17 protein-coding genes and 4 pseudogenes are annotated in these 23,365 nt (G+C 43.5%); 10 read left to right on the top strand and 11 right to left on the bottom strand.

Annotation, left to right across the window (positions count from 1 at the left end; genetic code table 11):
• From JCM10512_RS06095 to JCM10512_RS06070, 9 genes are all read right to left on the bottom strand, one after another.
• Nucleotides 1-2,148: DUF6443 domain-containing protein (locus JCM10512_RS06095; protein WP_244436975.1), on the bottom strand; the 2,148-nt coding region annotated here is incomplete at its 3' end.
• Nucleotides 2,149-2,153: 5 nt separating this feature from the next.
• A complete protein-coding gene (locus JCM10512_RS23555; protein WP_244436973.1) occupies nt 2,154-2,774 on the bottom strand; it encodes a hypothetical protein in 621 nt (206 codons plus the stop codon).
• Complete coding sequence (locus tag JCM10512_RS23550; RefSeq protein ID WP_244436972.1) at nt 2,771-4,255, bottom strand: hypothetical protein; 1,485 nt, start codon at nt 4,253-4,255, stop codon at nt 2,771-2,773. Before JCM10512_RS23550 ends, JCM10512_RS23555 begins: the two co-directional genes overlap by 4 nt.
• Entirely contained in the window at nt 4,249-5,859 is a 1,611-nt protein-coding gene (locus JCM10512_RS23545) for a hypothetical protein (RefSeq protein ID WP_244436970.1), read from the bottom strand. The genes JCM10512_RS23550 and JCM10512_RS23545 overlap by 7 nt, the downstream gene beginning before the upstream one ends.
• A 168-nt stretch (nt 5,860-6,027) precedes the next feature.
• A complete protein-coding gene (locus JCM10512_RS22715; RefSeq protein WP_158332184.1) occupies nt 6,028-6,129 on the bottom strand; it encodes a smalltalk protein in 102 nt (33 codons plus the stop codon).
• A 174-nt stretch (nt 6,130-6,303) separates the two neighbouring features.
• Nucleotides 6,304-6,759: an N-acetylmuramoyl-L-alanine amidase gene (locus JCM10512_RS06085; protein ID WP_044161384.1), complete on the bottom strand. Its 456-nt coding sequence runs from the start codon at nt 6,757-6,759 to the stop codon at nt 6,304-6,306.
• 79 nt (nt 6,760-6,838) lie between these two features.
• Nucleotides 6,839-7,330, bottom strand: a complete 492-nt coding sequence (locus JCM10512_RS06080) for an HU family DNA-binding protein (RefSeq protein WP_044161382.1) — start codon at nt 7,328-7,330, stop codon at nt 6,839-6,841.
• A gap of 194 nt (nt 7,331-7,524) precedes the next feature.
• On the bottom strand, nt 7,525-8,532 hold the full coding sequence (locus JCM10512_RS06075) for a DUF4373 domain-containing protein (protein ID WP_044161379.1): 1,008 nt from the start codon (nt 8,530-8,532) through the stop codon (nt 7,525-7,527).
• A gap of 119 nt (nt 8,533-8,651) precedes the next feature.
• The gene (locus JCM10512_RS06070; RefSeq protein WP_244436968.1) at nt 8,652-8,936 is read right to left on the bottom strand and encodes a hypothetical protein; all 285 of its coding nucleotides are present in this window, start codon (nt 8,934-8,936) and stop codon (nt 8,652-8,654) included.
• A 760-nt stretch (nt 8,937-9,696) separates the two neighbouring features.
• On the opposite strand from JCM10512_RS06070, the pseudogene metG reads away from it, so the two are divergent.
• The 10 genes and pseudogenes from metG to JCM10512_RS06025 all read left to right on the top strand — a co-directional run bounded on the left by metG (nt 9,697) and on the right by JCM10512_RS06025 (nt 20,339).
• Nucleotides 9,697-11,735: pseudogene (gene metG / locus JCM10512_RS06065) on the top strand (methionine--tRNA ligase).
• Between the two features lie 105 nt (nt 11,736-11,840).
• A pseudogene (gene wzx / locus JCM10512_RS06060) lies at nt 11,841-13,285 on the top strand (O-glycosylation flippase).
• On the top strand, nt 13,282-14,229 hold the full coding sequence (locus JCM10512_RS21250; protein WP_052517118.1) for a glycosyltransferase: 948 nt from the start codon (nt 13,282-13,284) through the stop codon (nt 14,227-14,229). Before wzx ends, JCM10512_RS21250 begins: the two are co-directional and overlap by 4 nt.
• A 6-nt stretch (nt 14,230-14,235) precedes the next feature.
• Nucleotides 14,236-14,883 carry a glycosyltransferase gene (locus tag JCM10512_RS06050; RefSeq protein ID WP_052517117.1) on the top strand — a complete coding sequence of 216 codons (648 nt, stop codon included), beginning with the start codon at nt 14,236-14,238 and terminating at the stop codon, nt 14,881-14,883.
• The gene (locus JCM10512_RS21245) at nt 14,874-15,224 is read left to right on the top strand and encodes a hypothetical protein (protein ID WP_052517116.1); all 351 of its coding nucleotides are present in this window, start codon (nt 14,874-14,876) and stop codon (nt 15,222-15,224) included. Before JCM10512_RS06050 ends, JCM10512_RS21245 begins: the two co-directional genes overlap by 10 nt.
• A 2-nt stretch (nt 15,225-15,226) precedes the next feature.
• Nucleotides 15,227-16,327: a glycosyltransferase WbsX family protein gene (locus tag JCM10512_RS06045; RefSeq protein ID WP_044161378.1), complete on the top strand. Its 1,101-nt coding sequence runs from the start codon at nt 15,227-15,229 to the stop codon at nt 16,325-16,327.
• A 4-nt stretch (nt 16,328-16,331) separates the two neighbouring features.
• Nucleotides 16,332-17,242: pseudogene (locus JCM10512_RS06040) on the top strand (glycosyltransferase family protein).
• Entirely contained in the window at nt 17,239-18,300 is a 1,062-nt protein-coding gene (locus JCM10512_RS06035) for a glycosyltransferase family 4 protein (protein ID WP_044161375.1), read from the top strand. The pseudogene JCM10512_RS06040 and the gene JCM10512_RS06035 overlap by 4 nt, the downstream one beginning before the upstream one ends.
• Nucleotides 18,301-18,325: 25 nt before the next feature.
• The gene (locus JCM10512_RS06030; protein WP_044161374.1) at nt 18,326-19,591 is read left to right on the top strand and encodes a glycosyltransferase family 4 protein; all 1,266 of its coding nucleotides are present in this window, start codon (nt 18,326-18,328) and stop codon (nt 19,589-19,591) included.
• On the top strand, nt 19,584-20,339 hold the full coding sequence (locus JCM10512_RS06025) for a glycosyltransferase family 2 protein (protein ID WP_044161372.1): 756 nt from the start codon (nt 19,584-19,586) through the stop codon (nt 20,337-20,339). Before JCM10512_RS06030 ends, JCM10512_RS06025 begins: the two co-directional genes overlap by 8 nt.
• A 64-nt stretch (nt 20,340-20,403) precedes the next feature.
• Here the strand turns inward: JCM10512_RS06025 and JCM10512_RS23540 are convergent, their stop codons facing one another.
• On the bottom strand, nt 20,404-21,309 hold the full coding sequence (locus JCM10512_RS23540) for a heparinase II/III family protein (protein WP_244436966.1): 906 nt from the start codon (nt 21,307-21,309) through the stop codon (nt 20,404-20,406).
• Between the two features lie 932 nt (nt 21,310-22,241).
• A pseudogene (locus tag JCM10512_RS23535) lies at nt 22,242-23,343 on the bottom strand (glycoside hydrolase family 88/105 protein); the annotation flags it as partial.
• Between the last annotated feature and the right edge of the window lie 22 nt (nt 23,344-23,365).

Raw genomic sequence — 23,365 nt, 5'->3', positions numbered from 1 at the left:
CCTATCTTTGCTTGTACCATTTTTGAAATCAAAGCCGTTACCATAGACAGTCCCCCCAACCCTATCTGAAACTGACTTCAATTGGTTGCCACTATAAGCCATCATCAGATCATCTATCAATCCGTATCCCATGGCTGAAACATACCCAGAACGCTTTATCCCAAGAACATTACTCATCTTGTCGTATCCAGTTACCTGCTCATTGAAGCGATTCAGGTTTTGAGCAAGAAAATCACCTTCGCCATACTCCGCATTAATCAAACGACTCAGGTCGTCATAAGTAAAGTGGTAGCCTCTCTTTACATCTTCATAACCTGACTTCCAAGTCATACTGCTAATGCTACCGTTATAACACGGAGTTCCCAGCCCGCCTGTATAATGCAGTGTTTGTTCAAAAGATGTACTTGTGATTCCGGTCAGCCAACTACGAATATTATATGTATAAGACGTATCCAAAAGACCATTATGGAATGCCTTCCGAGATAAACGTCCTAAGTCATCATACATATTATTGATTAGCGTCACAGCCGGGGAATCTCCCCAATGATGCATCACCTTAACAAGCCGCTCGACATGATCATATTCATAAGTATAACAGTCACTCAAAGTATCATTATCCGCCCCATTCTGACGATGTAAATGCCGTAACAGATTCCCGTTAAAATCATACGAAAAGAAATCATGATCCAGACCACCCAAATGATTATCGGAAACAGATTGAGAAAGACGCCCACGGTTATCATAATACATCACTGAGCAATTGTACTGGGAATCAATATCGGTTTCATCATTACAATATCGGTCGTATGAATCCGAAAGTAGTTTACTTGTCCCTGTCAGCATTCCTTTAGCATTGGATGCTGTAGCCGCGAAACCGTCTCTACTGGCATACATAAACTCATCTTTTGTCCAAAGATTCCTCAGGTGCATAAAGTCGTAGTTATCATAGTAATTTATCACTTGAACTAATGGTTTCGGCCCCATTAATTTTGCTCCAAGATTTCCGCTAAACTGATATCCTCCATATTCAGCGGCCCCAACATACTCACAAACATACCAATTCGATAAAGTATTGAAACGCGTTTTTAAATAAGGATTATCAAACGGATCAATCACAATTTTGCACACCCCTTGCAGACAAACACGTCCGAACACATCCGGAATAGAGAATTTCCACTCACCTCTTTTACGCTCTTCACCATCCTGACTAAATATTAGATAATTGTTCGCATTATAAACATAGTATTCCCATGAAACTCCAGGACGTTTTTTAGCCATCAGATTTCCTGCCACATCATATTTATATAAATATGCATACATATCAAGATTCTCTACAGAAACTCTGCCAATACTCAGCCGGTCGGATAATGCAGGAGGAAGAACAGCACAGAGTTTTCCCAAATCATCATAAATATAGTAAGTATCTGAGAACTGCTTGACTTCTTTTACTTTTGATTCTATACAACGCTTCAAAACGGTTCTTCCCAAACGATCTTTAAACTCAAACAAAGTAACTCCGTCTTCGTCTTCCGAACGAGTTATCAGCAAACTTCCATCTTCGTACTGCCTACTTGCAGTAACATTTAATACATCTCTGACCCCATTTATCAACTGAAAGCTGAAGCAATCCAATGTGTCATTGCCAGCAATATTAACATACTCATCTGTTTTCAACGATCTTCCATATTCACGCCATACTCTTCCCGGATTATGTTGTCTGATGACTTTTTCCAAAGGAGAATTTTCATAAATAAGAGATAGATACGGATATAAATCCCCCTTATAGGTATTACACGCCAATTCCCTACAGGTATCTGTAGATATGAAATCACCTGTATCATGTGTGGTCACAGCTGGCAACCACGTATTGCTTTTACGCCCCAATCCATCATATTCTTGCAAGATTACTAAATCTTTATGATTTGGACTCATACCCTGTTGTACAGTTTCTTCCGAGCGTCCCAACCCGTCATAGTAATTAACCACAAGCATACCTTCCTCCTTCTTCCCTGTCCTGCTTTTGAAAACAGATACGGCATTTTTGCCGAAACGCTCGGGCAATAGATCATCCTCCCAATTTATAGCAGGAAAAGGAATAGCCGGCATTGGTTTTTCTTCCAGAGTAATCCCCTTTGTCTCTATTGACAAAGTCATTAAATAAAATAGAGGCAACGGTCTGACTGAATCCATCGGCAAGCCGGATCGATCGGTGGTAAAGGATCGATTGGAGGCAAAGGATCAATTGGCTCATACTTTTCTATTGCCCTAATACTAGCAGTTTTAGCTTTCAAGACTACACTATTGTCAACAGAAGTAAAAATATCCTCTCTCTTTTCTATTACAGTTGATGTCAAATGATATGTGCCAGCAAACAACAAAAGAGTATCAGTAAAATTCACAAATGACAAAGAATCCGGATCTACTTTTTTCGTATTCTGGTAATATACCTGGCTAGAGAGTAAATTCTCATCTGTTATTTTTAATTGACATAATAACTCATCCGGTGCTTGCTCCGTCCCTATCCCCAAGGTTGAATAATTAGACTTAAAAGAAATATATATCGGCTCTTTTACTCGAAACAAATATTTTGCGTAATTTACTGACAATGTATCGGACAAATTAGTATGATCCAAATATACTGTTTTAACCATCTCTCTCTCCAGTGTGTCGTACTTCAAATTATCTGTAGCATTCTGCGAAGATTTTTGTGCAAGTATTTCTTGCGAAAACCCCAATAACAGAATTAGAAGTAATATAAAATTAAATTGTTTCATAATTGTCCTCCTCTTTCTAGGATTTCCTCCTCACTTTCAACTTTAAAACCATAATAATAATTATAGTCATATATATTCAATATCCGCTTTTGATAATCCCCATTCTCCAACTCCATAACATAGCTCTCTATCAAGCGACCTAGAAAATCATACTTATAAAACACAGTGATTCCATTAGGCTTTGTTTCTGACAGTAGCCGCAGATCATTCGTATATTTGTAAATATAGAAATGCGTTCCGAAAATCTTATGCCTAATATTTTCTACTTTCTGGAAATTGATTGCAGATATATCCAATAAAGAAAAATCTTTCACATTCATCCCCAAGGCTTCTTCAACTTGGCTGAGAGTCGCATTTTCTATTCGTGATATTAATCGTTGACCTTCACCTCCCCATATTAAGACAACAAGCATTGATTCTTCATGAAGATAAATAGGATTCCCATAATTATCTGTAGCTTCTACTTCATAATGTTTATGTTTATAGCCATTTCTATCCGTACTAATCTGCTTTAGGTAAGGCATAGGTCCTTTATACTGATATACTTCTTTTAGAAAAGAATCACCCGTCTGCTCTTTCTTACTAGAAATCGGAGATAATATATGTGCTTCCTCCATCCATCCATATTCCGGTAGAGTTGCGGCATATACATATTCTGTCAAAGTCTTCCTCCCATCACTGTTTTTTCCAATAACTCGGCTCAACTGCTTATATTTATTGTATTGATATGCCTTTTTCACAACAAATTCCATATTCCCTAATTGAGGATAAAGAGTCTCTATCACAGAATCATTCAGATAGGAATGCGTATATGTACGAGTTAAAGTTCCCACTTTCTGGAACATGGAATTGTCCAAGTCTGCACAAAACAATAACACCATTTGATCGGCGGTTACAAATGAACCCGGATTTACTTCCTTATATCGGTAATTCACCTTTTTTCGTAGAAAATTGGTATTACTATAGTATTCTTCAGACAACAATTTACCTCTCTCCATAGAACGACTACTAAATGGTATCGTATAGAAATCTCCTTCCAACATAGAATAGAAAGCTCGTTCGTCATAATGGGTATCCCCATAAATATCCATATCGTAGTTAGAGTAGCGGCGCACAATATAGCCTTGTGACTTATTATCCTTATCAAACGTCTCTTCAATTACACAGGAATAACCCACATCTGGCGTATTCAAATTGGTAACTGAAGCGCAATATCCTCCCTTTGATTTAAAATATAAAGATATTGAATTCTTTGGATCAGATTCCTTATCTCTATTCTTTATAGTATATGCCACTTCATTAACAGGAAAACTTTTCAATATCCCACTACTTTCACCATATTGATCACGGGTATTCGAATAGTAATATTTCTTAGATCCAAGTACGTTATCTTCTTTATCCATATTAGTAACACGCTGAATACGCAAGCCCCCTGCAGTACCTTTTATATCCGTCAATGAAGTCAGAGAAGGAGCTACCATTTTGAATAGTTGTTCAATTGATATTCAAAACGACTTTTTCCACCAGTTGGATAAATGATCTCCGTTAAAACTTCTGCCAAAGTATATTGCAAATTACTATCAGTATGAGAAAAATCTGGTATCGCGGCAAATTCAACACTCCCTCCTGTATAATATCCCCACGAGTCAACTTCCGGGCGCACATAATCATTTGGCATATGTTTTTCTGAATTATAAAGAAAGCGATATTCAGGCACACGACCTCCTGTCAAATTCTCGGGTACATTATACCAAGTAAGGAGATGATACCCATGTGGATGCCATACATAATTGGGGATTAAATCCGGATTTCCAGGCCGTTCAGTAATCAAAGCCAATTTAATACGATTATTCTTCACATAGTCAAAATATATAGTTTTCAATGCCCTAGAATTCTTTCCTTTCACATAAATGCAATGAAGTATTTTATGTTTTAATTTCGACTTAATTGATTGGCGCAACGTTGCATGATTAGTATTATCAATTTGATTTCCTAAAAATAGAGTAAATTGATTAGCCGGATCTTCAAAATTCATATTATATATATCCTGCCAATCATAATTAGCATAGTCTGTCCATGCCAAATAGCCATCAACAAAGTTATCTCCATATCCGTATTCATTATAGTAATTGAATTCTAGTATCTCGTTTGGTGTTCTTATTGTTTTAAGATTAACCGGAAAAAGCAGATACCCGGTCATCCCTGAACGGCCTCTCTGTATTCCATTATAACTGCATGGTACATTGGTTACCACTTTCTGTTGAGGCACATAACGAAGATCACACATAATAGCTGAGGTGTCATAACTAAATTCTATCACCCGCTTGTCTACAGTCGTTATCTTAGACAATCTCCAGGTAGTGGCAATTAAATCACTGTTATATCGAGCATAATAGGGAATACTATATTCAGTTGCATTGACTCCACCAAATTCATATCTACAGCCATCGGGAGTAATCAGCGCGAATTTATTATAAAAACGATTATTTCTCGTACTTGCTCCCCAACTTCTGACATCAAGACGTTTGCCCACCTCCGATAGACTCACAAAACCTTCTCCATCAGTTGAGTTAAATTCTACGCGTATATCCTGATCGGAGATAACATGCCATTCTCCATCTCCTCCGTAATAGAAATTTCCAGAATAACCAGAAACGTTAAACGAAAATTCGTCTGCAGTTAATTCATAATAGTTACTCTCTGCATTCTGTATATGCATAGTTTCTGCTTCAAACTGTTCATTACTAATATTTTTTAGTTTTGAAGCATGTGCATAATAACCAGGAGCATATCCATTTGATTCACATTTCTCATCATACGTTCCACGAACAGAACGTGTTATATATCCACCAGCTATAAGATTCCACCCAAGCCCAAGACAACCTGACTGAGAATTTGGTTTAACCGAAGCCAGATGATAACTAGCAAAAAGTGATAGAGAATAGCCACCTGCGTTTAATTCATAAATAGGCACAGATATGTCCGGAACTCCTGTATATAAACTTACCGGTACCCTTCCATATTCTCCCAAACCTGCAATTTCCGGACTAGGTACATTTTTAATAGGTACTTGCCGCTGCCCCAAACAGTTAAAACTGAATATTGCCAAAAGGCAGATATCAATAATAGTCTTTTATTCATATTTTTTCTTTTATATATAATTAATTCGTGAAAGGGAAATTATAAATATTAGAAGGCCCCTAGCAATTGAAGTCGTACGCATATTCATGTGATAGGGAGCCTAATTATTATATTACAGATTCATCGCATTAGCGCCTAAAACGCCTGCCAAGGCCGAAGCCACTGCGATAACCACCTTAAGGATCACATCCCATACTGATTTCTTTTTTGCCATAATATACCTCCTTTCCGTTTTTTCTTACCCAAGAGGACACAGAGGGCACGGAGTTCTTCCCGGGAAAAACTCATCCGATGCTTCTCCGCATGATTCTCTTGCGGTGAAATTACAAACTTGAATTTTTGATTATTCTTTATTGATTCTCTTCACAAACAGATCACAATACGTGTACTATTCGTTTTTTGATTGAAACAGGGTCTCCACATCGAAGCAAGGACAAGCCTTAATCCATTCTTCCGGTTCTATTTCTCCGTTGCCGTTTAAATCCGGGCTGAGATCTCGATGCCCGCATACCCGACAACCTGGGAAACGTTGTTGTAACTGATGGATCAGCAAGAGCAGGGAAGCTTTTTGCGCCGAAGTGCGGGTGTCTGCCGGGCGTCCCCGACAGTCCAGTCCTCCTTCGTAGCAGACTCCTATACTATTAGCATTAAATCCTTTGACATGTGCACCGATGCGTTCAACGGGACGAGTGAGATGTACGGTGCCATCCTTACGAATGTAGTAGTGATAACCTGTCCCGGTAAACCCTCGACGGCGATGCATCAAATCCAAAGCTTCCGGAGAGAGTGTACAATCCTCCCGCGTGGCGGAGCAATGCACCACGATTAAATTAAGTTTTCGCATGTTAGTGGATGTTTCTTAGTTTAGTTAGAAATAGAATAGATAGTCAAATCAATCATTTACATATTGTGTACAAATCTATTTAGACGCTCGGATCCGGTGCTTCCCCACCGCCCTCATTACCACCTTCTCCGGGGTTTTCACCACCTGTTCCGGAGACAAGTTTGTCATAGCGTACACATTTGGCACCCGTCACCATGGAGCGAGTGGCAGTGGTACGATCGAGATTCCTAGTCGTGGCCGGCTGAAATCGAACGGTGAGCGTAGCTTGTGCAGCCGATACTTCATCGTACGTTTCCACCCCTTTTCCACGAGCCAACATTACCATACGGAAGGTACCCAGGCCATCGACACTCACACTTTCCGAAGATTGGAGATGCTGTCCCATCACGGTAACCAAGTTATCGAGTGCATTTTTCACGTCTCCCGGAGAGAGGGAAGAATAAGCAGCGATCTCTTTAGAAAGTTGTGTGGAGTCCACATTTCCCGAACGTACAACTCGAGGATAGAAGAGCTTTTTACCGCTCTTTTTGTCTTCCAGTACAGACTGGAAGGGTTTGTATAATACAGGCATAATTATAAGTTTTTTTAGTCGTTAGTAAATTTATTAGTTTGTGTCTTTAAGCTTATCGACAATGCAAATATAGAGTCTTATTTTCGGCTGTACAAGGAATTTTAAAAGTGTGCGTTAATAAGTTTACAAAAGCATCATCTTCTAATTTAATATATTAACATACAACATATTAGACCAAACAAATAATGGATATTTTATTTATTTAGCACACTCAATAGATAGTGACCGGGGAGTTTTATCTTCCCACCGCTTCCACGAATAACTCCCAAAGCACTCCAAACCTTTCCGCCAATCGCTCCGTAATTACTTTTCAGCAAGATGGCATACTGTTCGGCAGGTGGAATGTGATAAAGGCGAAAGTTTTCCAGCAGACCGGCTAGGTTGCGTGGTTGTCCGTCAGAAGGAGCTTGTATTCGATCAATATCCGCCTGCGTCAGTTCACATCTCTTCTTCATGGACTTTCCCCTGATTACGGCATTCTCTTCCAAACCTACTTTTCTGGAAACCTCTTCAGGTTCTACCCCATCTTCCGATTCACATTCATTAATGGGCACACTCCTATTCCCTTCTCCAAAATTTCTCCCTCCTTCATCATTCCCTCCTTTACCCAAAGGAGGGTTAGGGAGGATGTTTTCTTTTCTTTCTCTTTCCTTTCTTTTTATGGAGGTGTTTTTTGTTACCATATCCCCGGTTTGCGTTACATTATCCCGGGTTTGCGTTACAATTTCGGGTGATTCTGCAACATCATCCGGAGAAGATATTGAGCTTGCATTGGATGAACGCACACTTTCAGCAGACGGTTCTACCTCCTCTTCGGAAAGCAAACAGTAATCCGGAAGGATATGCTGCTGATTCCGACGACGCCTGGTTATAAAAAGAAATTGCCGCTGGATATCAGCAGAAGTTAGAATACCATAGCGTTCATAAAGCCCGGTGTCGAAGAAACCGTATTCCACCATCAAGCGGATCACGCGACGAACACCGTCATTATCCGTGTTGAAAAACTGATCGGAAAGCTCGTCATAGAAATCATCATCCGTATAGATGTAATAGCCCTCGCCCGAATAGATGTAGGACAAGGTATAGAGCAAGATCGCGAAGGCAGAATCGCCTTCACGCTTCATCACACGCCGCACAACACGATCGTGCATAAAATCAGTATTTAAGGGGAAATAGTCCAGTCCCTGCTTGATCCTTCCCATGATATAATTAGGTTTTGTGAATGGTTGTTTTTTATAAAAATAGTTCTCAATTTATTCGTCACCCGCCCATTCAGGATCGGTTTCATAACGTTTTCGCCTTTTCCGCTCTACGCGGGCGGCTACGATTTGACAGGCACGCCGGAGAAGTTTCCCCCGCAAAACAGGTCCTCTATACGGGTGATAACCGGATAGTCTTCTTCTTTCTCTTTTGCAAGGGCATGTTTCTCTGTTTTCCGATGAGCCCGGCTGGACGATTTGCGGCACTCTTTGCAATAGTTATCAGGAAGGCCAGTTTTCTTGTGTATATAGAAGGCCTCGGTTGGAAAAGATTGTTTGCAGCATCCGCAAACGAAAAGTGTTTGTTGTTTTAAGATATCCATCTCATTATTAAATTTTAAGTTCATAGATTAATAGTTTCCAAGTTAAATCTGCAATATATTACGCACAGGGCGTTTGTACACAACAAACAATCTTATTATTGTCTGTTCACCAAGCATTAATACCTAATATGTAGGGTATTAATAATAGGAAGATTAACTATTAACACCAGATCCAACAGGCATTAACAGCCACAAAAGCCCTTTTATGGGCAACGGACGAGGATTTCCCGTTCCTCTATCGTCCTTCTTAGAGTTTCGCTTATTCCACGAACGCATCAATTGGCATTTCTAAAACTAATTTAGATTTTAACCGCAGCAAAGATAAATTAATTTTCAAATAAAAAGAATAAGTTTTCAATTTAACCGTTAATAATTTCAGAAAACGTTATTTTAAGGCATTAAAAAGAGTCTCAGTTTTCAAAAAGAGCCATCATAGACATATATGTGAACTAAAGACTAGGTGTTTTGATAAAAAGACTAAACGGATATCAAGTTGAGAGGGTCAGGCACCACCAAATATTACGTAAGAAATACCAGGCTAAAACTTAATCATTCAACGGCTTGATTCGATGACGGGCACCATACATGCTACAGGGTGATGAGCCCTTTGTTTATAACAATTAATCCGACGGCATGAATGATGTTCTCTATCAGAAGACATGCTACGATGCGGCATTCGCCACAGAAAAAGGTAAATATCTGCTTTAATCCATGTAATCTGTGGCGAAAAGTCATTATCTTTGCACATTGCAAAAATTGGAAACAACAAAATCACGCGATATCAATGGAAAAGAAATTCAAAAGAACCACCGTCACATCGGCATTGCCTTATGCGAACGGGCCTGTCCACATCGGGCATCTGGCTGGCGTATATGTGCCGGCAGATATTTATGTGCGCTACCTGCGCCTGAAAAAAGAGGATGTTTTATTTATCGGAGGCTCGGACGAACACGGGGTGCCTATTACAATCCGTGCCAAAAAGGAAGGGGTTACTCCACAAGATATAGTAGACCGTTTTCACTCACTGATTAAAAAATCTTTTGAAGAGTTTGGTATCTCGTTCGATATTTATAGCCGTACCACTTCACAGACCCATCATCAGTTGGCTTCGGATTTCTTCAAAACGCTATATGAAAAAGGCGAATTTATCGAAAAGACATCCGAACAATACTATGATGAAGAAGCGCATCAATTCCTTGCCGACCGCTACATCACCGGAGAATGCCCACATTGCCATTCGGAAGGAGCCTACGGCGACCAATGCGAGAAGTGCGGTACATCCCTTTCGCCCACCGACCTGATCAATCCGAAAAGTGCCATCAGCGGAAGCCAACCTGTAATGAGAGAAACCAAGCATTGGTACCTCCCACTTGATAAACACGAAGGATGGCTACGCAAATGGATCCTGGAAGACCATAAAGAGTGGCGTCCCAACGTATACGGGCAATGCAAGAGCTGGCTCGACATGGGATTGCAACCACGTGCCGTTAGCCGTGACCTCGACTGGGGAATCCCGGTTCCGTTGAAAGATGCCGAAGGAAAAGTTCTTTATGTATGGTTCGATGCCCCGATTGGCTATATATCCAATACAAAAGAGCTACTTCCTGATAGTTGGGAAACATGGTGGAAAGATCCCGAAAGCCGCTTGATCCACTTCATCGGTAAAGACAATATCGTATTCCACTGCATCGTATTCCCCGCCATGCTGAAAGCCGAAGGCAGCTACATTCTGCCGGACAACGTACCGGGCAACGAATTCCTGAATCTGGAAGGCGACAAGATCTCGACTTCCCGCAACTGGGCGGTATGGTTGCACGAATACCTAGCCGATTTCCCTGGTAAGCAAGATGTACTTCGCTATGTACTGACCGCCAATGCACCCGAAACAAAAGACAACGACTTCACTTGGAAAGACTTCCAAGCCCGCAACAACAACGAATTGGTAGCAGTATACGGCAACTTTGTCAACCGTGCGATGGTGTTGACTCAGAAATACTTTGATAGTTGCGTACCTGCGCAGGGCGAATTGACCGATTACGACCAAGAAACATTGAGAGAGTTCGCGGATGTGAAAGCAGAAGTAGAAAAGCTGCTCGACGTATTCAAGTTCCGCGATGCCCAAAAAGAAGCCATGAACCTGGCACGCATCGGTAACAAATATCTGGCCGACACCGAGCTTGGAAATTGGCAAAGACCGATATGGAACGCGTAGGAACAATCCTAAACATCTCCCTGCAATTGGTAGCCAATCTGGCCATCGCCTTTGAACCGTTCCTTCCGTTCAGCTCGCAGAAATTGCGTACAATGTTAAAGATGGACAGTTTTGAGTGGACTGAATTGGGCAGAAACGACTTACTGGCGGCAGGCCATCAGTTGAACACGCCGGAACTCTTGTTCGAGAAGCTGGAAGATAGTGTAATTGAAGCACAGATTCAGAAGCTGCTCGATACGAAAAAAGCCAATGAAGAAGCGAATTATAAAGCCAACCCAATCCGTGAGAACATCGAGTTCGATGACTTCACCAAGCTGGATATTCGTGTGGGAACCGTGCTTGAATGCCAAAAAGTGCCCAAGGCCGACAAATTGCTGCAATTCAAAATTGACGACGGACTGGAAACACGTACCATCGTTTCGGGTATTGCCCAGCATTACAAGCCCGAAGAGTTGGTTGGAAAGCAAGTATGCTTCATCGCCAATCTGGCTCCGCGTAAGTTGAAAGGCATTGTTAGCGAAGGCATGATTCTAAGTGCTGAAAACAACGACGGAAGCCTGTCGGTTATCATGCCCGGACGCGAAGTGAAGCCTGGTAGCGAAGTGAAATAAATTCATATAGCATAAGAATACATGAGCGGAAGTACCTCATAAGACTTCTTCATGTATTCTTATCTTTTTATAGGAAACTTACCCCAACTGAGGGAAGAAAAGAAAATGAGCAAGGAACAATCTTTGAAAGAGAAAACGGCCCAAGGACTATTCTGGGGAGGATTCAGTAATGGTGCTCAGCAATTACTAAATCTTCTTTTCGGTATATTTATTGCCCGCCTGCTAAGCCGGGAGGACTACGGAATGGTAGGTATGCTCAGCATTTTCTCACTCATAGCCGGAAGTTTGCAAGAGAGTGGTTTCACAGCCGCCCTCGCTAATAAAAAGGAGATACTCCACAAAGACTACAATGCCGTTTTCTGGTTCAGTTCCCTTATGGGAATAGGGCTCTACCTCTTGTTATTTTTGTGTGCCCCCCTCATTGCCGACTTCTATAACACCCCGGCATTAACACCCTTGGCACGCTATTCATTTCTGGGTTTCCTCATTGCCAGCCTCAACACGGCTCAGAGTGCATACATATTCCGCAATCTGATGGTGAAGCAAAAAGCCATTGCCACAATGTCCAGCCTTGTCATCTCAGGAGTAACCGGTGTCACAATGGCGTTCTACGGAATGGCTTACTGGGGTATAGCGACTCAGAGCATTGTTTATATCACATCGCTGACCTGCTTTTGCTGGTATTTCTCCCCATGGCGACCCTCGATGCAAATCAATCTGCGCCCGCTCAAAGGCATGATCGCCTTCAGTTGTCGCCTGTTGATAACCAACATCTTTGGGCACATCAATTACAATATACTATCCGTTATTCTCGGGAAATTCTACACCGAGCAAGAAGTTGGCGACTTCAACCAAGCCAACAAATGGAACTACATGGGCTATTCCGTCATTACTGGAATGATCAACGGGGTGGCGCAACCCATCCTTGCCAGCGTTGCCGACGATCGTGAACGACAGAAACGGATCTTTCGCAAGATGTTGCGATTTACAGCTTTCGTCTCTTTTCCCACCCTATTCGGACTGTCACTAATTACACCGGAACTGATCACCATTGCCATCACCTCCAAATGGTCGGCAAGTGCGGAAATCCTCCGGGTACTGTGCATCGGAAGCGCATTCACCACCATCAGCGGACTCTACTCCAACCTGATTATCAGCAAAGGAAAATCGAATATATTCATGTGGAATACCATTGTACTGGGGCTGATTCAAATAGCCGTTATGCTCTATTGCTACCCATATGGCATCCCCGTCATGATTAAATTCTACGTGATCATCAATGTCAGTTGGCTACTCGTTTGGCAGTATTTCTTATGGAAAGAGATCCGCCTGAGCCTGTTTGAAATGCTGAAAGACATCTGCCGTATGCCCTCATTGCGACAGCTGTTATGCTTGCTACCCATTATGCCACGCAGTCGCTCACAAACGTATACCTATTGTGTACCGCCAAAATCCTGTTGGCAGCAACACTGTATATAGCCATCATGTGGGCAAGCGGTTCCGTCACATTTAAAGAAAGCCTGCAGTATCTATGGAAGAAAAAGCGATGAAGACAGTATCGGTCGTAATGTGTACGTACAATGGAGAAGAATATCTCCGGGAGCAACTGGACTCTCTGGTGCGGCAGACTTATCCAATCCACGAACTCATTATTCAGGACGACGGTTCCACGGACAACACACTAACGATTGCCCGGGAATATGAAGAGTTGCATCCTGAAATTCCATTTCGTATCTATCGAAATCCTCAACAACTGGGGTATAGCCGCAATTTCTTTTCCGCTTATCAAAAAGCAACAGGCGACCTGATAGCTAGTTGCGACCAGGACGATGTATGGGAGCCTCGCAAGTTGGAAGTACTGGTTGACAAGATCGAAGATTGCTCTTTCATCTTCCACAACTCGACTTTATTTAGAGGAGCAGAAGTATTGGGTAAACTGCATCGGAAGAAGCTGGAAGAGTTCCCCAGCCCGATCCATGCGTTGTTGGCTCCGCAGAGTTTCGGGCATCAGATCCTATTCACCAAACAAGCGTTGCCACTGCTCCAGCCTTTTGCAGCATACAACCTGTCATACGATTACTTCACCTACACTGTTTGCAGCAGTTTCGGGGCAATCAGATATCTGGACGACTCCTTGGTTCGTTGGCGCAGGCATGATCAAGCGACCACCTATTCCGGCAGCCGCGGATCGGAAAGCAAATTAAGCGGATATATCCGAGCGGTTTCTTCACTGAGCAAGCGTTCCAACAGAGAAACAACCCGCAACTATTTCAAGCTGTGTACCCACATCCGCTTTCGGGACCAAACAGCGGAGAAAGCAGCTTTTTATATGAGCAAAGGTGATCTTTGGCATATCTTCAAAACTTGCTATCTTTGCCTGAAACATAAGCGAGAACTTGTTACGGATAAAAAAGGAGCGATTCAAAGCCTTCGTGCTTTCTTCACCCCCTTGTTTTTCATCCGCGATCATGGACGTTATATATATAGAAATTAGTTTATTATGGAGAAAATACCGGTCTTCTTTACTTTCGATAAGAACTACGTGGTAGCAGCTCAAGTAGCCATCTACTCCATGCTTAAACAAGCTGCCCCTCGCTACACATACAAACTCTATGTGCTGCACACCGATATTCCATTGGCTGCACAAAAGAAGATAAACCGCCTTGTCGCCAAATTCGACAATGCCACACTGGACTTTATAGATACTTCCGCTTTCGACGACGATGCGCATATCCTGCAGAGCAAAGCTCATTTCTCTAAGGAGATTTACTATAAACTCATTGCCGCTGAAATATTTCCTCAATACGACCGGATCATCTGTTCGGATGTAGACGTTGCTTTCACGGGCGACATCTCCGAATCCTACTTCATGCATCCGGACCGGTTTTTTTATTTTGCCGGAGTGGGACAGATCTTAGAGAGCGACCGAATGAAGAATTACGATCCCGATTTCACCCTTGAAGAGAAGGAAATACTAAAGAAAGAAATTGCTGCAGGTTATCTGTTGATGAACCTGAAGGTGATCCGCGAGAATGCCATGCAGCAAAAACTAACGGATTACTATAAAGCGAACTACCACCGCCTCCGGCTACCCGAGCAAGACTGCATGATTCTATGCTGCTGGCCTCACATAGCTACTTGCCTCTGAAGTTCGTAGTCTGTACGAATTATTATCATACAGATACCCGAACAGCCTCTTTTTACAAGGAGAATGACGGATTCCCTCAACGACACGAGGAAGCCTGCCGGACTTTTGAAGAAGCACTTGCCACTCCGGTACAGCTCCACTACGTGGGTGGGAATAAACCTTGGAACAGCCTGTGTGTTCCTAAGCAAAGCGTCTGGTTATCCCTGCTATGGGAATCCGGATGTACCGCCGACTTCCTGCAAGCATTACCCGGCTTTATACGAAAAAGGTTAGAACGTTACAGTCTGAAACGGTTCTACACCAAAATCAGTAAACGCATCGCTAATAAGAAAACGAAATAGATATGAATAAGCAACCGGTTCGCGTCATCGCACTCTACTTGCCTCAGTTTCATCCGACTCCCGAGAACGACCAATGGTGGGGAAAAGGGTTTACCGAATGGACCAACGTCGGTAAAGCCAGGCCTTTGTTTCACGGCCATTACCAGCCACGAGTTCCCGCCGATCTGGGCTATTACGATTTGCGTGTACCCGAAACCCGGATCGAACAGGCCGAGATGGCACGTACCTATGGAGTGGAAGGATTCTGCTACTGGCACTATTGGTTTGGCAACGGACGCCAACTGCTGCAACGCCCTTTTCAGGAGGTCTTGGCATCCGGCCAACCGGATTTCCCCTTCTGTCTTTCTTGGGCCAACCATAGCTGGGAAGACAAGCAGTTTAGCAAAGAAGGTACCCATCAGGTATTGATGGAACAGCTCTATCCGGGCGAAGCTGACGAGATAGCGCATTTCAACACGTTGTTACCGGCATTCAAAGATCACCGTTACATTCAGGTGGACGGTAAACCGCTATTCATGGTATACGCTCCTTTCGAACTGCCGGATGCCGAACGCTTCATCCGTTTATGGCAAAAACTAGCTCAGGAGAACGGTTTGAAAGGAATTCACTTCGTTGGACAGACGAACAATGCAAATGATGTTGCGGCACTGCGAGCCATGGGCTTCGATGCTGTTAACATCGTCCGCCTATTCGATTTCTTTAAACAAGACTATTCATTGTTGGAGAAGATTCACATGAAAGCCATGCGACTCATCTTCAAGAAAGGACGTTTGGTGGACTATGCGAAGGCTGCCACCTATTTCTCCGGATCGGAGGACCGCGAAACCGATTGCTATCCCACCATCATACCCAATTGGGACCACTCTCCACGCTCCGGCAGAAGAGGCCATATCTTGATTAACTCCACCCCGGAGCGATTCAAAAAACATGTGCGGACTTCTTTCTCCAATGTTGTACACAAGCCGGCAGAGGAACGGATCGTATTTCTCAAATCGTGGAACGAATGGGCCGAAGGCAACTACATCGAACCGGATCTTAAGTATGGGCTTTCGTACCTGGAAGCCTTGAAGGAAGCGATTGATGAAACCAACCCTAAACAATAAGCTTATGACCTGCGCACCGATATTACTCTTCGTATACAACCGCCCGGCACATACCAGCCAAGTAGTTCAATCCTTGCAACTGAATCAACTGGCAAGCGAGAGCCCGCTGTTTGTTTATTCCGATGCCGCCCGGACAGATGAAGACGTGCAGGCGGTGGAAGAGACTCGACAACTGATACGTGAAATTACCGGATTCGCCTCCGTTACACTTATCGAACGGGACGAAAACTGGGGATTGGCACGCAACATCATCGATGGGGTTACCACTCAGGTCAATCACTTCGGACAGGTAATCGTGCTGGAAGACGATTTAGTAGTAGCTCCCTACTTCCTGCAATTCATGAATGATGCACTCGAAACGTATCGGGATGAGCCTTCGGTAGGACATATTCAGGGCTGCGACTTCACGCAGGATCCTTCTCTGCCCGATACCTTCCTGATTAAATGGACCGGCAGTTGGGGGTGGGCTACCTGGGATCGGGCATGGAACTTTTCAATCCCGATGGGCAAGCGTTACTGAATGAATTGGAAAAACAGAAACTTACGTATACGTTCGACTTCAATGGGAAATATGGGTACACCCGCATGCTACGCCGACAGGTAGAGGGTAAAAACAACTCGTGGGCCATTCGTTGGAACGCTTCTTTATTTCTACACAATATACTTTCGCTCAATGTTGGCAAGTCTTTAGTACAAAACAATGGATTCGACGGAAGTGGCACCAACTGCGGAGGAGGCGGGCTTTATGCTTCCAACCTCCACTTACAACCTTTGGAAGTGCGTAAACTCTCCCCCATTGCGGAAGATCCGAAAGCACGGAATGCGTATGTACGCTATTATGCACGTACCAATTCATTTACGGCAAAGGCTATCCGGCGCATCCAACGAACACTGAAAGGAGACTTCGGAGCATGAGAATATATTATTATCATACGCGCCCCATTCTCCCGGCCTTGGAAGAATGGAAAGAGTTTAAACATCCGGGACACATCCTGTATGGGCTGACTCATTTTGAAAGAAACGGAATCGACACAGTTATCCACCCTTTCAAAGCATACGCTTCCCGCCTCCGGTTAATGATCTACAACCTGATCACCATTCTGAGTTGCAAGCAATCTTACGACGTATTGTATGGTACTTCTTATCGGGGACTGGAATTACTCATTTTTCTACGCGCATTGGGGCTTTATCGCAAGCCGATCGCTATCTGGCATCATCAGGCCGTTCCGGCATCCAACGGATATTTAAAAAACCAAGTTTCTAAACTCTTCTACAAAGGGCTTGACTGCCTGTTTTTCTTTAGCCGAGCACTCATCGAAGATTCCTTGAGCACCCGCAAGGTGCGGGCAGAGCGACTTCATCTCATCCATTGGGGAGCTGATCTTGATTTCTATGATCATTTAATCCAGGTAGATAAACCCGGGAAAAAGGATTTCTTTATCTCTACGGGCAAAGAAAACCGTGACTTCCAAACGCTGCTACAAGCCTTTGCTGCAACTCAACAACCTCTTGAGGTTTATACGTCGAGTGCCAATGGCGACCAACAATACGACACAATTCTACAGGCGTATGCCGATCAACCGCATATTCGCATTCACTTCGTGAAAGGAATCATCCCTTATGAATTAGCTCTCAAAGTGGCCTCCAGCCAGGCAGTAGTTATCTCGTGTCTGGACTTTCCCTACACCGTGGGACTAACGACTCTGGTAGAAGCTCTAGCCTTAGGTATTCCGCTAATCACTTCACGCAATCCGAAATTCGAAATGGATATTGACCACGAAGAAGCGGGCATCACCGTAGCGTATGGCGATGTCAACGGTTGGGAAGAAGCTATACGCTTCCTTCAGCAACATCCTGAGAAGGCGGTCGAAATGGGACAAAATGGAAGGCATTTGGCCGAGCAGACATACAATTTAGAGAACTATACCAAGGAATTGGCCGATATTTTAAAGACTTTAGCTAGAAAAGCGTAACTTTGTGCAAACTTTATAACAGGCTATGAGGGTACTTATTATCAATACGTCCGAACGCACAGGCGGGGCCGCTGTTGCCGCCAGTAGATTGATGGAGGCATTAAAGGACAACGGCATTAAGGCGAAGATGCTGGTACGCGACAAGCAGACCGACAAAATCAGTGTGGTCGGTTTAAAACAGGGATGGACACAAATTTGGAAATTTGTATGGGAACGGATCGTGATCTGGAAAGCCAACCGTTTTCATAAGAACAACCTTTTCTTGGTCGACATAGCTAATACCGGCACTGATATAACCTCTCTTCCCGAATTTCAACAGGCTGACGTCATTCACCTGCATTGGATCAACCAAGGAATGTTATCGCTAAAGCATATTCGCAAGATTCTGGAATCCGGCAAACCGGTTGTATGGACCATGCACGATATGTGGCCTTGCACAGGTATCTGCCACTATGCCTACGACTGCGATCATTATAGCGATGAGTGCCATCACTGCCCCTTTATTTATGGAGGAGGCGGTAAGAAGGACCTTTCCAATCGAATTTTTCGAAAGAAGAGAAAGATATACAACATATCCCGCATTAATTTCGTCACTTGCAGCCGTTGGCTTAAAGAGAAAGCGCAGATTAGTTCCCTGCTTACCGAACACTCGCTAGTAAGTATTCCGAATCCAATCAACACCAACTTGTTCAGACCCGGAAACAAGAACGAGGCTCGTGTTAAGTGCCAACTGCCACTAAATCAAAAATTGATTCTATTCGGATCCGTTAAAATCACCGACAAACGCAAAGGGGTAGACTATCTAGTCGAAGCATGCAAACTGTTGGCCGACAAGCATCCGGAACTAAAGGAGTCTTTAGGAGTCGTCGTATTTGGCAACGAGTCTCAACAAATACAAGACTTGCTTCCTTTCAAAGTCTATCCGCTGGACTATGTAAAGGACGAGCACGTATTGGTTGACATCTACAATGCAGTCGATCTGTTTGTGCTCCCATCTCTCGAAGACAATCTGCCTAATATGGTGATGGAGTCCATGGCTTGCGGAACTCCTTGTGTCGGATTTAACACAGGTGGCATCCCCGAAATGATAGATCACTTGCACAATGGCTACGTGGCAGAATATAAATCGTCGAAAGACTTAGCCACGGGCATACATTGGGTGTTGACAGACCCGGGTTATCCTGAATTATCCGAGCAAGCCCATCGCAAAGTGGCGACTAACTACTCGGAGAGTGTTATTGCCAAGAAGTATACGGACCTTTACAACAAAATAACGGGGAAGCATGCATAACAACCACCCTACGCCTACATTTTCAATTATCACAGTCACCTACAATGCGGAAAAGGTTCTGGAAGAAACCATTCAAAGTGTTATTTCGCAAACCTATCGACATATAGAGTACATCATTGTAGACGGGGCCTCAGTGGATGGCACCTTGGGCATCGTTGAAAAATATCGGGCACAAATAGACAAGGTGGTGAGCGAACCGGATAAAGGTTTATACGATGCGATGAACAAAGCCATTTCCCTGGCTACCGGCGACTACCTCTGCTTTCTCAATGCAGGCGATTGTTTCCATGAAGACCACACGCTACAACAGATGGTGTATACACTCCGCCGTAACGATCTCCCGGATGTTCTTTACGGAGAAACCGCCATTGTCGACACGAACGGGCACTTCCTGCGTATGCGCCGCCTATCAGCTCCGGAAACCCTGACCTGGAAGGATTTTAGAAAGGGGATGCTTGTATGCCACCAAGCTTTTTTCCCCCGACGTACACTTGTTGAGCCCTACAATCTACACTACCGGTATTCAGCCGACTTTGACTGGTGTATCCGCATACTCAAGAAAGCGCATGCCACGCACAATACGCATCTGACAATTATCGATTATCTGGAGGAAGGAATGACAACACAAAACCGGAAAGCATCTTTAAAGGAACGCTTCCGCATCATGGCCAAACACTACGGTTGGATAAGCACCCTCCTCTATCACGCCTGGTTTGTCGTACGACTTATCACCAAGCCGGGACAATAGCTGTTACCAGCAACAGCTATTGCATTCGACTTATAATCATAGATTTTCTTTATCAAGACCAAACTCACTTTGCAGACATGGACAACCGAATATATCCGGTTCTTGCCTGATCTTTGAGTACGATTCCAATACGTGTATAAGCCGGTGAGTTTACCTCAATCACTTCATGCGTAAACTTAACTGCACCGGAAGCTTCAATAGAAATAACCATCTGTTCTGTTTCAGTAGTAAGCAAAAGATGTGTGTCGTCTAAAATACTCCAATTAGTTTGTGTTGTAACGGCTGTTTCGAATCGAATAGGAACTTTCGCTGTAAATTCATCATTGACACTAAAATTGCCTGCACCTTGGCGTTCGTAAACGAAAGTACGAGTAAGCTTATCTAAATTGGGGGTAGAATAAGCTGAAGTAAGATCAATGCTAAATACATCTTTTTCATTTGTAAATTCTTTCTTCAACACAACACCTTTTGCTTTGATACCTGTAGACTGGGTTACGCCGTCGACTAGCGGAACCGGATGCCCGAATGAGCCTTTAATCTTATATTTCTCAGGAGCACCGGAATCAAAATAATCACCCGGATAGGAGAAAGGACCACCTTGGTCTCCTGCCATCGTTCGGTCACCTAAAACAACCGCATAAGAACCGATGTCATTGTGATTATGACTTTCGGCGTTATTACCTCCTTTGGCCGAAATAGCCAAGCGACAGGAAGTACCTTCGGCCGGACGAGCAATAAGAACATCTGCTTGATTGTAATAAGCCCGAAGTAGGTCTGATTCATCTTGCAGAGCTTGTCGAATCTCATCATTCTTTTCTATCTTCCAAGCCTGAATAGGGAAGAATTCAAGTAGCTGAAGAGAGAAATTCTCTCCTACGGGAAAGGTCGATTGCTCTTTGGAAGAAACAATGCCAAGTGCCTGATCACAATAATCGATGATAGACTTATCCGGCGATAAGCTATTCGACAATCGGAGTAAGCGGGACAAATTCCATTAACTATTTGTATCTTCTTCCCATATTGAGCAATGCGAACAAACTTTGAATTACGGAAAAAATCAATCTTCCCCTGCGTTGCACGGCAAACCTCCTCACGCAATAAAATATAGGCGCGGAAACCGTAATTATAATAACCTACCCCTTCACTGCAATAGCCATCATCGGCATAGCCTTTCATTCCATATACGTTATACTTTTCCGCTGCAGCAATGAAATAAGCCCGTTCTTCCTTGTCAGGCAGTAGGGTAAGTGCCGCTCCCGTAACACCAGCTAAACAAACAGAGTTCCAATTGTTGGTTACCGTAAACCAGCCAAACGGCTTTGTCTCTTCCAGACTGCGGTAAACCGGACGAAACATCTTTTCACGGAAGGCGCACTGAACACGTGCTTTCACTTCGGGGGACAAGCGGTCGTCAAGCATGGCAACACATTGAGCTATGCCATTTCCAGCCGTAGCCACAACTAAATCTACATAGTAATCAGTCCCCTTATAGTTATTCAGGTTCCGATCATGAGCGGGAATAGACCAGGATTTCTGATTACATAGTGCTATCAACGCTTCCTCAATGGCACGAACATAACGTCTTTTGTTTTCCACACATTCGGCTAACGTAAGCCTAAACAGATATTGATACCGGGCATTCATCATGTCCTCTCCCGGCAAGCGAATATTAGTCTTATTCAAATGCAGGTATAACGAATCAACAAACGGAGGCATCCCCTTCTTAAGCAATAAAGGCGCCTCTTCCAAAAGCAATTGTTGCACATCATCACTCTGCTTGACCTTCTCCCAAAATGTGCGATCTTTATAGGAAACACCAATGCCTTGTGGTTTGTCTGATAACATCTCTGCTATCTCTCGAACACGTATCGGTGAGATATTTGTATGCTCCCTCGGTGCATCCTGCGCCATCCGGTAGATCTCTGTTCCCGCCAATAAGAAGGCTCCCGGTCCATAGACTTCGGTCATTTGGCGAGTCACCTTTTTAGGATCGGCACCAATCGGCTGTACATATCCCAGCTTCCCATCTTCCTCTACTGCTGAAAGCAATGCTTTCCACCCTTTGTCAACAACCGGAAGCATTTTCTCCGCAGGCAATAACCCTTCGTTAATGCCATAAGCTAAAGCATACACGAAGAAACCACTACCGCTAGTTTCGGGTGACGGATAGGAAGCCGGATCCAACAGACTCGCATGCCAGAAGCCATCACTACTCTGCAAACCGGCAATGCGATGACACAGCTTTTTAAATAACTCTTCATAAAACGGACGATATTTACTCTTGGCAGGAAGTTCTCGCAAGATCTCTACGAGCTCCGAGAACCCAACCATTCCCACGTCCCCAGAAAACCTTAGCCCCATTGGCCTCCTTCATTGTAAAATAGCGGTGGTCGCGATAGAAAAGGTTTTCGTCTTTATCAAATAAATAATCGTAAGTGGCCTTATATTCTTTATCCATGAAACGGATAAACTTCTTATCACCCGTTATATTATAAAGTTTCATATAAACAGGAGGGGCCATAAAAAGCGCATCACACCAGGTCCAGCGTTCTAACGTACTGCCATCCGAGTAGTCAAGTCTAAAAGACCCCGAAGAAGGGTGTGTAGCCACCCATTCGGCACGTGCCAACGTGGGAATAAGCATGCCTTTTCTCTTATACTTTTCGTACAGATAGAGATAAGCCTGAGAAATGCAGATATCGTCTGCATGATACATCCGCTGATCGACCTGCCAGTAATTGCGATTTCCAAGACGCAACAACCATTTATAATAGGAATCATCCTGATCTGTCTGCTCGGCCACTGCCGCCCAATGGGCAAGTCCCAAATAAAAAGTAGCATTCACCCAGTTAAGATCGCCGTAAATAGCCTTATTATAATGGGCAATCTGCCAGTCGGCTACCCGACGCATGGACTGTTTTACTTCAGACTTACTAAACGACTGTGCATTGATCGCACATAAATAGCTCATACACAAGATGAGAGTTAACAGTTTTTTCTTCATAATGCAATTCAATTACATGACA

Origin of the sequence: Bacteroides reticulotermitis JCM 10512 (assembly GCF_000517545.1) — a bacterium.
Classification (GTDB): Bacteria; Bacteroidota; Bacteroidia; order Bacteroidales; family Bacteroidaceae; genus Bacteroides; species Bacteroides reticulotermitis.
The sequence above is the reverse complement of the archived record's forward strand: the minus strand, read 5'-3'. Positions and strand labels throughout refer to the sequence as shown.

Bases quoted from the DNA above. Each gene is read 5' to 3' on its own strand.
- JCM10512_RS23555 (WP_244436973.1), bottom strand. From the start codon at position 2,774: ATGAAACAATTTAATTTTATATTACTTCTAATTCTGTTATTGGGGTTT.
- JCM10512_RS23550 (WP_244436972.1), bottom strand. From the start codon at position 4,255: ATGGTAGCTCCTTCTCTGACTTCATTGACGGATATAAAAGGTACTGCA.
- JCM10512_RS22715 (WP_158332184.1), bottom strand. From the start codon at position 6,129: ATGGCAAAAAAGAAATCAGTATGGGATGTGATCCTTAAGGTGGTTATC.
- JCM10512_RS06085 (WP_044161384.1), bottom strand. From the start codon at position 6,759: ATGCGAAAACTTAATTTAATCGTGGTGCATTGCTCCGCCACGCGGGAG.
- JCM10512_RS06080 (WP_044161382.1), bottom strand. From the start codon at position 7,330: ATGCCTGTATTATACAAACCCTTCCAGTCTGTACTGGAAGACAAAAAG.
- JCM10512_RS06075 (WP_044161379.1), bottom strand. From the start codon at position 8,532: ATGGGAAGGATCAAGCAGGGACTGGACTATTTCCCCTTAAATACTGAT.
- JCM10512_RS06070 (WP_244436968.1), bottom strand. From the start codon at position 8,936: ATGAACTTAAAATTTAATAATGAGATGGATATCTTAAAACAACAAACA.
- JCM10512_RS21250 (WP_052517118.1), top strand. From the start codon at position 13,282: ATGAAGACAGTATCGGTCGTAATGTGTACGTACAATGGAGAAGAATAT.
- JCM10512_RS06050 (WP_052517117.1), top strand. From the start codon at position 14,236: ATGGAGAAAATACCGGTCTTCTTTACTTTCGATAAGAACTACGTGGTA.
- JCM10512_RS06045 (WP_044161378.1), top strand. From the start codon at position 15,227: ATGAATAAGCAACCGGTTCGCGTCATCGCACTCTACTTGCCTCAGTTT.
- JCM10512_RS06035 (WP_044161375.1), top strand. From the start codon at position 17,239: ATGAGAATATATTATTATCATACGCGCCCCATTCTCCCGGCCTTGGAA.
- JCM10512_RS06030 (WP_044161374.1), top strand. From the start codon at position 18,326: ATGAGGGTACTTATTATCAATACGTCCGAACGCACAGGCGGGGCCGCT.
- JCM10512_RS06025 (WP_044161372.1), top strand. From the start codon at position 19,584: ATGCATAACAACCACCCTACGCCTACATTTTCAATTATCACAGTCACC.